Genomic DNA, 14304 nt, shown 5'->3' with positions numbered 1-14304 from the left:
CCCCGGCCGCGCTGGCGCTCGGCACGCCGCGAACGGGGCGCCCCGGACCCACGAACGGTGGCGCGCTCCCGCGCGGGCCGCGCTCCCGCGGTCGCCGGAGCGGGCGCGCACCCGAGGCGTCCGCTCCGGCCCCGGTCGCCCGCCTCAGGCGCCCGGGGCCGCCGTCACCATGCCGGCGGCTATGGCGGCTCCCAGCGCCGCGTAGTCATCGGCGTTCTGGCCCGCGTAGGCGAGGGCGAAATCGGCGACGGCACGGTCGAAGACGTCCGAGGTGCCGAGGTACGCGGCGATGGCGATCCGGTCGCCGGAGCGGGCGTGCGCACGCGCCAGGGTCCGGCCGCACAACCGCGCGTATTCCCGGAGGACGACCGGGGACATCGTCTCGACCTCGGCGGACCCCTTCATGTCGCGCAGTTGGCGCCAGTAGAAGTGGCGCTGCTCGGGTCCGGTCATCCAGCCGAGGAAGATGTCGCTGGCGGCTTGCATGAGCCGCTGCCCGCAGACCACCCGACGCCCCTGGTGGGGGTAGGCGGTGGGCGGCAGGTACTGCTCCAGGACGGAGTGGCCGGCCTCCTTGATCTGGAGGAAGAGCGGGTCTCCTTCGTCCCGGCCTTCGAGCAGGAGGACGAAGCAACGGGTGCCGACGCTGCCCACTCCGACGACCTTGCGGGCCGCGTCGACGAAGCGGTAGCGGTCGAGGAGCACGCGGCGTTCTTCGGCCAAGGAGCTGCGGTAGTCGCTGAAGACCTTGCCGAGGGTCACCCGGTCGAGGTCCGTGGCGCGTTCGAGGAGCGGTGGGTCGTCGACGATGTGCCGGTTCCCGGCCTCGTCCTTCTCGGTCAGTTTGCCGAGGGCCTGGAGGCTCGTGCGGCGGCGGGCCCGGTCGAGTCGCCGGGTCACGCGGGCGCGGTCGTTGCGGCGCACGAAGGACACCAGGTCATCGGCTGCGATCCGCTCGTACCAGACGGCGAGTTCACCGAGGCCGGCGAGGCGCTGCATGGCCGTCCGGTACGCCTCGACGGCGACCAGGGCGGCGCGGTGGGCCTTGGGCTTGGCGCTGCCGTTCTGGAGGGCGGCGACGGTGATGCTGGCGGCGAGCCTCTTGACATCCCATTCGAAGGGCCCGGGGAGGGTCTCGTCGAAGTCGTTCACGTCGAAGAGGAGCGTCCGTTCGGGTGAGGCGTAGACCCCGAAGTTGAGCAGGTGGGCGTCGCCGCAGAGTTGGACGGCGAGTCCGGTGTGGCGCTGGGCGGCCAGATCGGCGGCCATGACCGCGGCGGCGCCGCGCAGGAAGGCGAAGGGGGAGGCCGCCATCCTGCCGTAGCGGAGGGGGACGAGGTCGGGGAGCCGGTCCACGGACTGGCGCTCCAGGACGTCCAGCGGATCGGGGCGCTGCGAACTGGGTATCCAGCGGCCGTGGGAGGTGCGGGGGACGCGCTTGCGGGCGGCCTTGCCCCGAGCGACCCGTTCTGACGGCGTTGTCATCCGGCCTCACCCACCTCTTCCCGCTAGCTCGCCATCGGCCCGTCACCTGGAACCTCATTACAAGGCGTGACGCTCGTTTCGGCCACTCTGGAGGGCCGAGCTAGCTAAATGGTTTAGACCAATGATAGGAATTAATCACCCAACCGAACCACGCTGTCACGCTGAGCAAAGAGAGGGTTGATCATGGCCCAGCCCGATTCCGAGGCGGCGGACGTTCCGCTCTACCTCCGGGTCGCCGCCGCCCTGCGCGAGGACCTCACCCAACGACACATCTCCCCCGGCAGTCGGCTCCCGTCGGAGCGATCGCTGTCCCAGCGCTACCACGTCAACCGGCAGACCGTCCGCAGCGCGCTCCAACTCCTCCGGGAGGAGAGACTCGTGGTCACCGACCGGCGCGGCACCTTTGCGGCCGTCCCGGAAGTCGAGCCCGAGCCGACCGTTCCGGCCCTCACGGCCCGCCGACCGACGTTCCCCGGCGGACCGCGGGCCGCCGAGGCCCTGGTGCGGGCCTCCCTCCTCTGGGAGGCGCCGCCCATCCCACTCGCACCACGGCTCCTGCTCACCCCGGGGGAACCCACCCTCGTCCACCGGCACACGGTGCTCGGGCCCCAGGGGGCGGCGCTCCAGCGCGCGGTGTCGTGGTTCTCCCGACCGGCCCTCGCCGAGATCCCCCAGCTCTCCCGGTACCGGCGCGGCAGGGACTGTCGCCAGCAACCCGACCTCCGACTGCTGTACCACTGGATGCACCAGGCCGGGCTGCGGATCACCCATCGCGAATCGGTCCGCGTCCCGGCCGCCCCGGCCACGACGGCGGCCGGCGGCACGGCCCGACTGAGCATCCACCGGGTCGTCACCGACCAGCACGGGCACGCCCTGGAGATCACCGACATCGACTTCTCGGCCCAGTCGGCCTCCTGGACCTACGAGTTCAGCGCTTGACGGTGCTGCGGCCCCGCCCGGTCCCGGCGAATTCCACGGGGCGGGGTCGCAGCAGCTCCCTCAGACGATCCCCTCGGAGATCTCCGCCTCCTCGCGGGCGTTCCCGTACGCGGTCGGCGTGCCGTACGAGCGGCGTGCGACGTACCACCAGATGCTGGAGAGGACGAGCACGACGGCCAGTGCGATGACCGCGTAGTTCATGGTGTCGACGTTCACCGGGGACTTCTGCGGGAGGCAGAACAGGACGGTCACGAGCGCGACCCAACCGACGGCGGTCCAGCCGATCGGCTTGCTCCAACGGCCCAGGTTCCACGGACCGGGGACGAAGCGCCGGCCGGCGCGCAGGCGCAGGTAGATGGGGATGGCGTAGGCGGGCGTGATGCCGATGACGTTGATCGCGGTGACGGCACCGTAGGCGGTGGCCGAGTAGAGGGAGGGCACGGCGAGCAGCGCGGCCACGGCAACCGCGAGCCAGACGGCCGGAACGGGGGTCTGGGTGCGGGCGCTGACCTTGCGCCAGAGCGCGGAACCGGGCAGGGCGTTGTCCCGGCTGAAGGCGAACACCATGCGGCTCGCGGCGGCCACCTCCGCGTTGCCGCAGAAGAGTTGGGCGACGATCACGACGAGCAGCAGGACGCTGGCGCCGCCGGAGCCGAGCGCGTCCAGGAGGATCTGGGCGGGCGGGACCCCGGTGGCGCTGTTCTGGGTGGCGGCGTAGTCCTGGATCGCGAAGGTGAGTCCGGCGAGCAGGGCGAAGCCTGCGATCCAGGAGACCCAGATGGCCCGGACGATGCCCTTGGCCGCGGTGACGGAGGCGTTGGAGGTCTCTTCGGACAGATGGGCCGAGGCGTCGTAGCCGGAGAAGGTGTACTGGGCGAGGAGCAGGCCGATCGCCGCGACGTAGAACGGGTTGGCCCAGCCGGTGTCGTTGACGAACTCGGTGAAAACGAACTCGACCGACTGGTGCCGGTCGGGAACGAAGGCCAGCGCGCCCACGATGACCGCGACGCCGATCAGGTGCCACCAGACGCTCAGGGAGTTGAGGAGGCTGACCAGGTGGACGCCGAAGAGGTTGAGGACGGCGTGCAGGAGCAGGATGACGAGGAAGATCACGAAGGTGGAGCCCGGGGTGGGGACGAAGCCCCACTGGAGGTTGAGGAAGGCCCCGGTGAAGAGGGCCGCACCGTAGTCGATGCCGGCGATGGCCCCGAGCAGGCCGAGCAGGTTCAGCCAGCCGGTGTACCAGCCCCAGCGGCGCCCGCCGAGCCGGTCGGCCATGTAGTAGAGGGCGCCGGAGGTCGGGTAAGCACTGGTGACCTCGGCGAGGGCGAGGCCGACGCAGAGGACGAAGAGCCCCACTCCGGCCCAACCCCACATCATCACGGCGGGGCCGCCGGTCCCCAGGCCGAAGCCGTAGAGGGTCATGCAGCCCGAGAGGATGGAGATGACCGAGAAGCTGATCGCGAAGTTGCCGAAACCGTTCATCCTGCGGGCCAGGACGGGCTGGTAGCCGAGTTCCCTGAGCCTGGCCTCCTCGTCCCGGGGTGGCGGTGGGGTGCGCATCGCGTCGGTCGGGGCATCGGTTCGGGACATGCGGTCCTCCGGGGACGGGGAGAGCGGAACGAGGAAGGAAGGGGCGGGGCTCGGGGAGCGACCGGGCGTCAGCCGCCGAGGCAACGGGCGCGGGCGCGCAGGAAGACCTCTTCGGCGAGTGTCCGGTCATCCGGCCGGGCGGTGCGGTAGGCCCAGGGAAGGGTCGTGTAGTACGGGCCGAGGGCCTCGAAGACGCGGGCCGCATCGGTGAAGCGCAGGGCGCCGAAGAGGGCGTGGGCCAGGTGGTTGAGGTCGAGCAGGGACGCCTCGTCGGTGGCGCAGAAGAGGAACCAGGTGTCGAGGGCGCGTCGGGCGTCGCGCACCGCGTCCTCCGCGACCCAGTGCAGGTCGAGCGCCCGCTCATGGCCGCGCTGACGCCGATAGCGTTCGACCCGCACATAGAGGGGCAGGGCGTGCAGGGCGGAGCCCACCGGGGCGGAATTCGCCGCCCATTGGGCATAGTTGACGGCCTCAGAGAGGGGACCGGGCCTGCGGGCGTACACGAACTGCAGCATCCGGTGGTGGGCCTCGCGGTTGTGCGGGTCGCGCTTCTCCGCCTCGGCGAGCAGTCCCCAGGGGCCGGGCGGCAGCATGGGGGCCGGCGGGGCGAGCCGGTGTTCGGCCATGCGTTGGCGTGCATCGAGGGCGGCGAGGGCGATGAGGCCGACCCAGGGCACGGGATCGGCGGGCGACCGGTCACAAGCCTCCCGGCAGGCGGCCCATGCCTCCTGCCAGAGTTCGAGGGTCCTGGTGTGACCGGCACGGTGGGCGCGGACGGCCCGCTCGACGGCGACCCGGCTGTGCATCACGGCGGCGGCGAGGCTCTCCGGCTGTTCCGCCTGCCAGACGGGAATGACGTCCGTGCCCGCGGCGACGGCGGCGAGCACCTGGGTGCGCCGGGTCCATGCGTCCCAGTCGGAGGTCTCGTCGAGCAGTCGGGCCATGGAGACCCAGCGGCCGGTGCGCAAGTCCTGCACGGCGTTCCGCAGGGCGTGGTCATGGCCCGCGGGGTGGTAGACGGGCCGGAAGCCTTGCCCGGCCATCAGGGGATGGGGCGTGGTGTGGATGACATGGGTCCTCGGTGGATGAAAGGGGGTGGTCAGTCCCCCGGCTGGCGTCCCGGCCGTTGATCGGCGATCACTATAGAGGCCTCTGGATGCGACCGGTCCACTTTCTTTTTCGACAACAACTATCAAGCCATCGGCTAAATTTGACGCTTCATCAGCCAAGGCTGCGAACCTGACGTGGTTGACCTCCGGGGCTTGACGGGGACCACGGGACGGGGGCAGCCTGACCCCTTTCGGTGATCGGACGGTCACCGAAAGGGGTCAAGGGACGGGAGCAGGACTGTGGCGGGCGGAGCGGTACTCGCCGTCGACCAGGGCACGTCGGGCACGAAGGCCCTCGTGCTCTGCCCCGAACGCGGTGTCATCGGCACGGGAACGGCCCCGGTGAGGCCCCGTCACCTCCCCGGTGGACTCGTCGAGGTCGACCCGCGTGAGCTGTACGACTCCGTCGTCACGGCCGGTCGGGCAGCACTGGCCGAGGCCGGCGCACCCGTCGTGGCGGTGGGCCTCGCCAACCAGGGCGAGACCGTCCTCGCCTGGGACCCCGTCAGCGGTGAACCGCTCACCGAAGCACTCGTATGGCAGGACCGCAGGGCGGCCTCCGTCTGCGCCGGCCTGGACGCCCACGCCGAAGAGTTGCGCCGGCTCACCGGCCTTCCGGTCGACCCGTACTTCGCCGCCCCGAAGATGGCCTGGATCCGCCGCCACGCCACCGGCGCCGGCGTGGTCACCACCAGCGACGCCTGGCTGGTCCACCGGCTCACGGGCGCGTTCGTCACGGACGCGGCAACCGCCGGCCGGACCGGTCTCCTCGACCTCGACGCCGTCGCCTGGTCGGACACCGCACTGGACCTGTACGGACTCGGCACCGAGGCGCTGCCCCGCATCGTCGACTGTGACGCGCAGGTCGGCACCACGACCGCCTTCGGCCCCGCCCTGCCGCTCACCGGGCTCCTGGTCGACCAGCAGGCGGCCCTGCTCACCCAGAGCGCGGACGACCCGGCCGCCGCCAAGTGCACCTACGGCACCGGCGCCTTCCTGCTCGCGCAGACCGGCCCCGCTCCACGGCGCACCGCATCCGGCCTGGTGAGCTGTGTGGCCTGGCAGCTCGGAGGTCACGTCACCCATTGCCTGGACGGCCAGGTGTACACGGTCGCGTCGGCCGTCCGCTGGCTCACCGACCTGGGAGTGATCACCGGGGCCGAGCAGCTCGACGCGGTCGGCAACGGCGTGGCCGACAGCGGGGGCGTCACCTTCGTCCCCGCGTTCGCCGGGCTCGCCGCCCCCTGGTGGCGGGGGGACGTCCGCGCCTCGGTCACCGGTCTGGGCCTGGACACCGGACCGGGCCATCTGGTGCGCGCCCTGTGCGAAGGCATCGCCGCCCAGGTCGTGGAACTCTCCTCGGCCGCCGCATCGGACCGGGAGGCACCGCTGACCGCGCTGCGCGCCGACGGCGGTCTGACCCGGTCGGCGCTCCTCATGCAGACCCAGGCCGATCTGCTGCAGCGTCCCGTCGAGGTCTCCTCGCTGCCCGACGCCACGGCGCTCGGGGTGGGAGCGGTCGCCCGGCTCGGCCGGCAGCCTGGGCTCGCCCTCCGCGAGGCCGTGCCGGAGTGGAAGCCCTCGGCCGTGTACGAGCCCCGCATCTCGGGCGACGAGGCGGAGGAGCGGTTGACCCGCTTCCGGGCCGAGGTGGCGGCCCTAGTGGAACGCTCGGGCCGCGGCCGGGACGAAACGGGCCCGGGCGGCGGAGCCGGGACCACGACCGGTGGGGCGGCATGAGCGGGGGATCGTCCGGGCGGGGCCGTGCGAGCGGCACGCCGACCCGATCCGGCCGCACCGCGTCCGCCGGCCGGGAGGGTTCTGCATGACCGTCACCCGGACCGGTCCACTGCCCTCCGGCGGGGCATCGGAGTACGACGTCGTGGTCGTCGGCGCCGGCGTGGTGGGCTCGGCCATCGCCCGGGCCCTGGCCCGCCACCCGCTGCGGATCGCGCTCGTGGAAGCCGCGAACGACGTCGGGGACGGGACCTCCAAGGCCAACACGGCCATCCTGCACACCGGTTTCGACGCCCGGCCCGGCACCTTGGAGGCGCGGCTGGTGCGCGAGGGGCACCGTCTCCTCACCGGATACGCGCGGGAGACCGGGATCCCCGTGGAACCCCTGGGCGCCCTGCTCATCGCCTGGGACGAGGAGCAGCGGGCGGCGCTCCCCCGCCTTGCGGAGAAGGCGGAGCGCAACGGCCACCGCACCACCCACCTCCTCCCGCCCTCCGCGCTGGCTTCGCGCGAACCGCACCTCGGACCGGGCGCCCTCGGCGCGCTCGACGTACCGGGCGAATCGGTGGTCTGCCCGTGGACGACGACCCTCGCCTACGCCACCCAGGCCGTCCGTTCCGGGGTGGACCTGCACCTCGACTGCCGTGTGGAGAAGGTGCGCACCGATGCCCCGTACCACCGGCTCGTCACCCGGCGCGGAGTACTGCGGGCGCGTCACCTCGTCAACGCCTGCGGCCTCCATGCCGACGCCTTCGACGCGCTCGTCGGCCGGGAGGACTTCGCCGTCACGCCCCGCCGAGGCCAGCTGATCGTGTTCGACAAGTTCGCCCGCACGCTGGTCCGTCACATCCTGCTGCCCGTTCCCGGCCCGCGCGGCAAGGGCGTGCTGATCGCTCCGACGGTCTACGGGAACGTGCTGCTCGGCCCCACCGCCGAGGACCTCGACGACAAGACCGCCACCGGCACGACGGCGGAGGGACTCGCCGGCCTGCGCGAGCAGGGCGGCCGGGTGCTCCCCGCGTTGCTCGACGAGGAGGTCACGGCCGTGTACGCGGGGCTGCGGGCCGCAACCGGACGGGAGGACTACCGGATCGCGGCCCATCCCGCGCTGCGGTACGTGACGGTGGGCGGGATCCGCTCCACCGGACTCACCGCCTCCCTCGCCATCGCCGAACACGTCGTCGGCCTCCTCGCGGACTGCGGTCTCGATCCGGGGCCGGTGCGTCCGCTCGCCGAGGTCCGGATGCCGAACCTCGGCGAGGCCTTCCCCCGCCCCTATCGCGATGCCGAACGCATCGCTCAGGAAAGCGAGTTCGGAAGCATCGTCTGTCACTGCGAGCGGGTCACCCGGGGAGAGATCCGGGCCGCCCTCGCCTCGACGATCCCTCCGGGGGACCTCGACGGCTTGCGGCGCAGGACACGGGCCCGCGGCGGACGCTGTCAGGGCCACTACTGCGGCGCGGAAGTGCGGGCGCTGTTCGAGGGGTCGCCGATCGACGGGCGTCGTCGGGGGCGGTGCGGGGAGGAGCGGCGTTGAACCGGACCGTGGACGTCCTCGTGGTGGGCGCGGGGCCCGCCGGGCTTGCCGCTGCCGCCCGGCTCGCGGACACCGGTGCGGGTCACGTGGAGGTCCTGGAACGGGAGGCAGCGGCGGGTGGGACACCCCGTCACTGCCTCCGCACGGGGTTCGGCGCCGACGCATCGGGGCGCGCGCTGGACGGCCCGGCGTACGCCCGGCGTGCCGTGCGGGCGGCACTGCGGGCCGGAGCGGTCCTGCGCACCGGTACCTCGGTCACCGGCTGGGCCGGACCCCTCACCCTTGACGTCACCTCCCCCGACGGTCTCGAACGGATCCGGGCACGCGCCGTGGTCCTGGCCACCGGGGCCCGCGAGCGGCCCCGCAGCGCCCGACTCGTCCCGGGCACGCGGCCGGCCGGCGTGCTGACCTCGGGCGAGCTGCAGCGAACGGTCCTGCGGTTCGGCCGGCGAGACGGCTCCGTCGGCCGGCGGGCGGTGGTCGTCGGTGGCGGCCCGGGAGCCCGTGGTGCGGTCCGGACCCTGCGCCGGGCAGGGCTGGAGGTGGCGGCGGTCGTCACCGAACTCCCCGTCCCCGCACCCGGGCTCCGGACGGTCCCGGTCCTCGCCGGAACGGCCGTGACGGAGCTGCTCGGACGCGACCGGCTGACCGGGGTCGCGATCCGGGGCGGCGGCGGGCGGACGGGCGTGCTGGGCTGTGACACCGTGGTCTTCACCGACGACTGGATCCCGGACCACGAGCTGGTCCGGTCCCGTGGGCTTCCCCTCGCGGAGGGAAGCCGGGGCCCGCTGACGGACGGCGGGTTCCGCACCGCGGCCCGCGGCGTCTTCGCCGTCGGCAACCTCCTGCGCGGTGTGGAACCGGCACTCGTCGCCGCTGCCGAGGGGCGGTCGGTCGCGGGGGCGGTGCACGAGCTGCTCGACGGCCGCCCCTGGCCCTCCGGTGGCGTACCGGTGACGGCGCTGGGACCGCTGCACTGGGTCTCTCCCGGTCTGCTCGGCCCCGAAGCCGCGCCCCTGCTCGTCCGGTCCGAACAACGGCTCGTGCATCCGGTGCTGACGGTCGCGCAGGACGGGGTGCTGCTGCGGCGGGAGCGCCTGAGCGGCACCCTGACCCCCTGGCGTTCGGTGCGGCTCGGCCCCCGGTGGACGAGCCGGATGGACCCGGCAGGCGGCCCGGTGACGGTCGGCACCGAGGAATAGCGGGTGGAGCGCGCCCGGGAAGCTGCGGCGGCAGGAGGCATCGACGAGACTGGGCGCATGTCGGACAAGCGCAGTGCGGGTCTCCTCCTGTTCCGTCGTGCAGCGGGTGGCGTCGAGGTGCTCATCGGGCACATGGGCGGACCGTTCTGGGCGAACCGCCAGGAAGCGGCCTGGTCCGTCCCCAAAGGCGAGTACGCGGCCGGCGAGACTCCCGAGGCCGCGGCCGTGCGCGAGTTCCGGGAGGAGCTGGGCTTGCCGGCGCCCGAGGGCGAGTGGCTCTCCCTCGGGGAGGCGCGCCAGCGGAACGGCAAGGTGGTCACGGTGTGGGCCGTCGAGGGGGACCTCGACCCCGGCGCCGTCGTGCCGGGCACCTTCTCCATGGAGTGGCCACCCGGGTCCGGGGTGCTGGAGGAGTTCCCCGAGATCGACCGGGTGGGCTGGTTCACCCCGGAAACCGCCGCTCCGCTGCTCGTGTCCGGCCAGCGGGTCTTCCTGGAGCGGCTGGCGGAGCGGCTCAGCGGTCGGGCCTGAGCCCGACTGTCAGACCCGCACGAGAGGGTGGTGGGCGCCGATACCGTCGAGAGGGAGCCGGCATGACCACCATCACCGTCCATGAGCGCGCGGCGGCCCAGGCGTACCTGCGACTGCTCGAATCCACCCGGGCCGTGTTGACCGACCCCGGACTCGCCCCGTACGCGGGGGTGATGCTCACCCGCCCCATGGCGGAGGCGGACCGTGCGCTGCGCGCCGCCGGACTCGCCGGGAACGAGGCACGGCTGCTGCGGCTCGTCTCCGCCCTGCGCGCCTCCCCTCCGACCTCCCGGGACCGCACCGGATAGGAGTCCGTCCGACCGACCATCGGTCGGTCGGACGGTGGCGGAGTCCATCGAGGTGCCCCGGTCGTCCGCGCCGGCCGTATCGGCCGCGGCTTGGGCCTACGGCGCTTGCGCCGGCTCCGCTGAGCCTCGCCTGTCCTCGACGTGGACGACGTGGAGTTCGGTGCCGTCCCGGTGTCGCTTGGAGCGTCCGAACAGCCCGACGGCGATGTGCGACTGGGCCTCGGGCTCATCGGGACCGACATAGGTGAGGACGTCGTCGTGGTGCCCGGTGACGACCCACCCCTCGACGTGCTCGGGGTCGATCACCCCGAAGTCTCCTGCCGAGGATCCCGCGTGCGCCGGGCCGAACTCCTTCATGAGGTCGGTGGCCTGTTCGGCAAGCTCTTCTTCCGGAGCGGTCAGCACGACGCACGTGCCGTGCTCGAACAGCACCCATGACGCGTGGGGGTCGACGAGAAGCCGCTGCCAGACGTCTATCAACATCTCGGTGTTCACGTTGCTCATCATGGCGCAGAGCACTGACACGGGGTGGCGATCGACCGACGGCTACGGCGCATGTGCAGCTCCTGAACGTGCGGGCGGGCCCACCGGCCCCGGGGCCGGCTTCGCTCAGCCCGGCAGGAGGCGGGCCGCTGCGTCGCGGAGCCGGGTGTGCTCGGTGGACACGAAGCGGTGGAGGCTGCGGGAGGCGAAGGCGACCCGCTGGGCGCTGCGGCGCCGTTCTCGATCGTACGCACGCAGGGCGTCCGGGAGGCCGGTGTGGCCGTGTTGGACGACGGCGCGGGCCAGAGCCTCTGCGTCCAGGACGGCCGTACAGGCACCCTGCCCCAGGTTGGGCGTCATGGCGTGGGCCGCATCACCGACCAGGGCGACCCTTCCGCCGTGTCCGCCCGAGCCGCCCCGTCCGTCGTGGACGAAGGTCGGCAGGGCCGGAGACAGGTGCCGCATCTCGTAGCAGAGCCAGGAGGTGGGGTCGGTCTCGGCGAGGATGCGGGGGATGGGGTCGTGCCAGTCTTCGAAGAGGTCGGGCAGTTCCACGGCGGTGGTGCCTTCGGGCACGGCGGCGTACCAGTTGGTGCGACCCGGCTCGACCGGGGTCAGGCCGAAGAAGCGGCCCTTGCCCCAGGTCTCGCCGTGGACGCTGCTGGCGAAGTCCGCGATGCCGATCCAGGCGGTCGAGCCCACCTTCCGGGGACCGCTGTCCGCTCCGAACCGGGCTGCCCGTACGGCGCTCCGCAGGCCGTCGGCGCCGACGAGCAGGTCGTGTTCGGCCGAGAGCGCGGCCACGTCGGCGACGTTCTCTCCGAACGCGACGGTGACGCCCCCCAGGGCATCCAACTCGTCCGCCAGCGCATCGATGAGGTAGGGCCGGGAGATCAGCAGTTCGGGCCGACCCGCCTTGCGTTCGACGCGCTCCAACGGAAGTCGGGCCAGCACCCGCCCGTCGGGGGTGCGGACCTGCGCGCAGCGGTACGGCACTGCACGACGACGTACCGCCGCGCCGACGCCGAGGCGGTCGAGGGCGTCCTGCGCGGTCGGATGGAGGGCGAACGCGGTTCCGTAGCGCTCCAGTTCGGTTCGACGCTCCAGGAGCGTCACCCGCCAACCCGCCCGGCGCAGCCCGATCGCCACTGCCAGCCCGCCGACTCCCGCCCCCACCACAACGGCCGATCCCGTCATCACGCCCCCGCTCTCGCATGCATCGATCCACACCACCTCATCTGTGGTACCACCAATGAGGTACCACAGGTGGGGTATCGTGGGCAATGCGTCGAGGAACGAGGAGAAGCAACGCTGAACGGGAACCGTCGAGACCTGCTGGGCGACGCCGCCATCCAGGTCCTGGCCGCCGCAGGCGGACGGGGTCTGACACACAGGGCCGTCGACACCGCAGCCGCAGTGCCCCTGGGCACCACGAAGAACTACTTCCCGACCAGGGACGCCCTGCTGCGCGCCGCAGCCGAGCGGTGCGCGGAGCAGTACCGCCGGACGGCCGCAGAGCTGATGCCCACCGGCATCGAGCCCACGGACCGCGAGGCCCTGGTGGACCTGCTCGCCGGGCTGCTCCAGAACGTCGCCGGCCCCGGCCGCCCCCGCATGTTGGCCTATCTGGAACTACAGGCCGAGGCGGCCCGCAGGGACTGGCTGACCACCATCCTCGATCCGATCGCGGCCGCCGACTTCACCGGTTTCGCACGGGCCCAGCGCTCGGCGGGCCTGCCCGTCACCCCCCAGCGGGCCGTCGCCGTCACCCTCGCGCTACACGCCGCCATCCCCCACCTCCTCACCGGAGGTACCCGCACCCTGGCCCAAGCCGGGTTGGACGACCTCGACCGATTCGTCCGCGACCTCCTGGACACGGTGTACCCGCAAGAACCCGCACCCCGGTAACGACGGCCTTCTCCACGCCAGGTCGGCGACGCGGGAGCACCCGGATGACTGCGACGGGGAGCATCACATTCGTCCGGGCCTTCGGGCAGAGCGTCCCGTCGCCCTCGCCTGGGCGTCGGTCCGTTTCCGCCGAACGGGGCCGGCGGAAAGCGGCGGCGGGGCCGCCGGACGTGGATCGCCCCGGCGCGCTGCGGGCCCGCCGTCCGGTCGTCAAGGCCGGTGCTTCGCGGTCAGTGCTTCGCGGTCGGTGCGTTCAGCCCCCGAGACGCACGGGGAGCGCCCGGACGCTGTTGCCGACGAAGCCCGCGTGGCGGGTGAGCTCCGCCTCGGGGACGGCCAGGTCGAGATCGGGGAAGCGGGTGAAGAGCGCCTCCAGGGCGATCGCGGCCTCCATCCGGGCGAGCGGGGCACCCAGGCAGTAGTGGGGCCCGTGACCGAGCGAGAGGTGCTTCACCGACGGGCGACGGCTGATGTCGAAGCGGTCGGCGTCCGGGCCGTGGGCCTTCGTGTCGCGGCCCGCCGCGGAGTATCCGGCGAGCACCGGGGTGCCCCGGGGTATGAGGGTGCCGTCGACGGTGAGGTCCTCGGTGGGATAGCGGAACGGGAAGTAGCTGACGGGGCTGTCCCAGCGGAGCGTCTCTTCCACCACGTCGGCCCAGCCGGCACGGCCCTCGATGACCAGGGCGAGCTGCTCGCGGTGGGCGCAGAGCGCCCGGACCGCATTGGTGACCAGGTTCAGGGTGGTTTCATGACCCGCGACGATCATCAGGAGCAGGGTGCCGATGAGCTCGGACTGGCTGAGCCGGTCGCCGCCCTCGTCCCGGGCCGCGATGAGGGCACTGGTGAGGTCCTCGCCGGGGGCGGCTGCACGGGCGGCGGCGATGGAGGCCAGCAGCTCGACGAGCTCCCGGTTGGCGGCGACGACCCGCTCGGGTTCGGTGTCGGTCGCGACGACCAGGCTGGAGAGGTGGTGCAGTCTGCCCTGGTGCACCGGGTCGACGCCGAGGAGTTCGCAGATGACGCCGAGGGGCAGCGGCAGCGCGTAGTGGCGGCGCAGATCGGCGACGCCGTCGGCGGCACGGGCGGCTTCTGCGAGTCCGTCAAGCAGTCCCGTGGTGACCGCTTCGACCCGCGGGCGGAGTTCCTCGACCCGGCGGGCGGTGAAGGCGCTGCTGACCAGGGTGCGCAGCCGACGGTGGTCGGCCCCGTCGGCGGTGGTCATGCCGGGCACCGTGGCGAAGGTCAGCAGCGGCCAGCCTTCGGGGATGCGGTGCTCGGTGAGGGCCGTGAAGTGCTGGGGGCCCTTGGCGACGGCGGGGTGGGAGAGGAAGTCGCGCAGGGCGTCGTGGCCGAGCACCGCCATGCCCTCGATCTCTCCGGGAAGGACCACCGGGGTCACGGCGCCCCCGGCGAGCAGTCGGGCGTTGTCCGCGTGCGGGCAGCCGCCCGCCGGGTCCATGCGGGGCGGCGCT

At 72.8% G+C, this 14304-nt stretch carries 13 protein-coding genes; 7 read left to right on the top strand and 6 right to left on the bottom strand.

Annotated elements, in window-relative coordinates:
• Positions 1 to 144: 144 nt before the first annotated feature.
• On the bottom strand, positions 145 to 1485 hold the full coding sequence (locus ACFW2Y_RS13855; RefSeq protein ID WP_384877512.1) for a DUF2252 domain-containing protein: 1341 nt from the start codon (positions 1483 to 1485) through the stop codon (positions 145 to 147).
• 183 nt (positions 1486 to 1668) lie between these two features.
• On the opposite strand from ACFW2Y_RS13855, the gene ACFW2Y_RS13850 reads away from it, so the two are divergent.
• Positions 1669 to 2424, top strand: a complete 756-nt coding sequence (locus ACFW2Y_RS13850; protein WP_384877510.1) for a GntR family transcriptional regulator — start codon at positions 1669 to 1671, stop codon at positions 2422 to 2424.
• Between the two features lie 60 nt (positions 2425 to 2484).
• Here the strand turns inward: ACFW2Y_RS13850 and ACFW2Y_RS13845 are convergent, their stop codons facing one another.
• Entirely contained in the window at positions 2485 to 4017 is a 1533-nt protein-coding gene (locus ACFW2Y_RS13845) for an amino acid permease (protein WP_384877507.1), read from the bottom strand.
• Between the two features lie 68 nt (positions 4018 to 4085).
• A complete protein-coding gene (locus ACFW2Y_RS13840; protein WP_384877506.1) occupies positions 4086 to 5060 on the bottom strand; it encodes a hypothetical protein in 975 nt (324 codons plus the stop codon).
• Positions 5061 to 5366: 306 nt separating this feature from the next.
• On the opposite strand from ACFW2Y_RS13840, the gene ACFW2Y_RS13835 reads away from it, so the two are divergent.
• The 5 genes from ACFW2Y_RS13835 (at position 5367) to ACFW2Y_RS13815 (ending at position 10441) form a co-directional block, all read left to right on the top strand.
• Complete coding sequence (locus tag ACFW2Y_RS13835; protein ID WP_384877504.1) at positions 5367 to 6866, top strand: FGGY family carbohydrate kinase; 1500 nt, start codon at positions 5367 to 5369, stop codon at positions 6864 to 6866.
• Positions 6867 to 6951: 85 nt separating this feature from the next.
• On the top strand, positions 6952 to 8400 hold the full coding sequence (locus tag ACFW2Y_RS13830) for an FAD-dependent oxidoreductase (protein ID WP_384877503.1): 1449 nt from the start codon (positions 6952 to 6954) through the stop codon (positions 8398 to 8400).
• A complete protein-coding gene (locus ACFW2Y_RS13825; RefSeq protein WP_384877501.1) occupies positions 8397 to 9602 on the top strand; it encodes an FAD-dependent oxidoreductase in 1206 nt (401 codons plus the stop codon). The genes ACFW2Y_RS13830 and ACFW2Y_RS13825 overlap by 4 nt, the downstream gene beginning before the upstream one ends.
• Positions 9603 to 9659: 57 nt before the next feature.
• Positions 9660 to 10133 carry an NUDIX domain-containing protein gene (locus ACFW2Y_RS13820; protein ID WP_384877500.1) on the top strand — a complete coding sequence of 158 codons (474 nt, stop codon included), beginning with the start codon at positions 9660 to 9662 and terminating at the stop codon, positions 10131 to 10133.
• Between the two features lie 62 nt (positions 10134 to 10195).
• Positions 10196 to 10441 carry a hypothetical protein gene (locus tag ACFW2Y_RS13815; protein ID WP_384877498.1) on the top strand — a complete coding sequence of 82 codons (246 nt, stop codon included), beginning with the start codon at positions 10196 to 10198 and terminating at the stop codon, positions 10439 to 10441.
• Positions 10442 to 10537: 96 nt separating this feature from the next.
• Here ACFW2Y_RS13815 and ACFW2Y_RS13810 read toward each other — a convergent pair whose 3' ends face one another.
• Both ACFW2Y_RS13810 and ACFW2Y_RS13805 read right to left on the bottom strand, forming a co-directional pair.
• A complete protein-coding gene (locus ACFW2Y_RS13810) occupies positions 10538 to 10948 on the bottom strand; it encodes a hypothetical protein (protein ID WP_384877496.1) in 411 nt (136 codons plus the stop codon).
• Between the two features lie 102 nt (positions 10949 to 11050).
• Positions 11051 to 12121, bottom strand: a complete 1071-nt coding sequence (locus tag ACFW2Y_RS13805) for an FAD-dependent oxidoreductase (protein ID WP_384877592.1) — start codon at positions 12119 to 12121, stop codon at positions 11051 to 11053.
• 114 nt (positions 12122 to 12235) lie between these two features.
• On the opposite strand from ACFW2Y_RS13805, the gene ACFW2Y_RS13800 reads away from it, so the two are divergent.
• Complete coding sequence (locus ACFW2Y_RS13800; protein ID WP_384877589.1) at positions 12236 to 12832, top strand: TetR/AcrR family transcriptional regulator; 597 nt, start codon at positions 12236 to 12238, stop codon at positions 12830 to 12832.
• Positions 12833 to 13085: 253 nt separating this feature from the next.
• On the opposite strand, the gene ACFW2Y_RS13795 is transcribed toward ACFW2Y_RS13800, so the two are convergent.
• Positions 13086 to 14304, bottom strand: a 1219-nt coding sequence (locus ACFW2Y_RS13795) for a cytochrome P450 (RefSeq protein ID WP_384877494.1), incomplete at its 5' end; no start/stop codon positions are given.

The sequence above is a fragment of the Streptomyces sp. NPDC058877 genome, from assembly GCF_042742855.1.
GTDB lineage: Bacteria > Actinomycetota > Actinomycetes > Streptomycetales > Streptomycetaceae > Streptomyces.
Note: the sequence above shows the minus strand (reverse complement) of the source record. Positions and strands in the feature narration are given on the sequence as shown.

Coding starts and splice junctions, on each gene's coding strand:
- ACFW2Y_RS13805 (WP_384877592.1), bottom strand. CDS start 12,121: ATGACGGGATCGGCCGTTGTGGTGGGGGCGGGAGTCGGCGGGCTGGCA.
- ACFW2Y_RS13855 (WP_384877512.1), bottom strand. CDS start 1,485: ATGACAACGCCGTCAGAACGGGTCGCTCGGGGCAAGGCCGCCCGCAAG.
- ACFW2Y_RS13850 (WP_384877510.1), top strand. CDS start 1,669: ATGGCCCAGCCCGATTCCGAGGCGGCGGACGTTCCGCTCTACCTCCGG.
- ACFW2Y_RS13820 (WP_384877500.1), top strand. CDS start 9,660: ATGTCGGACAAGCGCAGTGCGGGTCTCCTCCTGTTCCGTCGTGCAGCG.
- ACFW2Y_RS13815 (WP_384877498.1), top strand. CDS start 10,196: ATGACCACCATCACCGTCCATGAGCGCGCGGCGGCCCAGGCGTACCTG.
- ACFW2Y_RS13845 (WP_384877507.1), bottom strand. CDS start 4,017: ATGTCCCGAACCGATGCCCCGACCGACGCGATGCGCACCCCACCGCCA.
- ACFW2Y_RS13840 (WP_384877506.1), bottom strand. CDS start 5,060: ATGGCCGGGCAAGGCTTCCGGCCCGTCTACCACCCCGCGGGCCATGAC.
- ACFW2Y_RS13810 (WP_384877496.1), bottom strand. CDS start 10,948: ATGATGAGCAACGTGAACACCGAGATGTTGATAGACGTCTGGCAGCGG.
- ACFW2Y_RS13830 (WP_384877503.1), top strand. CDS start 6,952: ATGACCGTCACCCGGACCGGTCCACTGCCCTCCGGCGGGGCATCGGAG.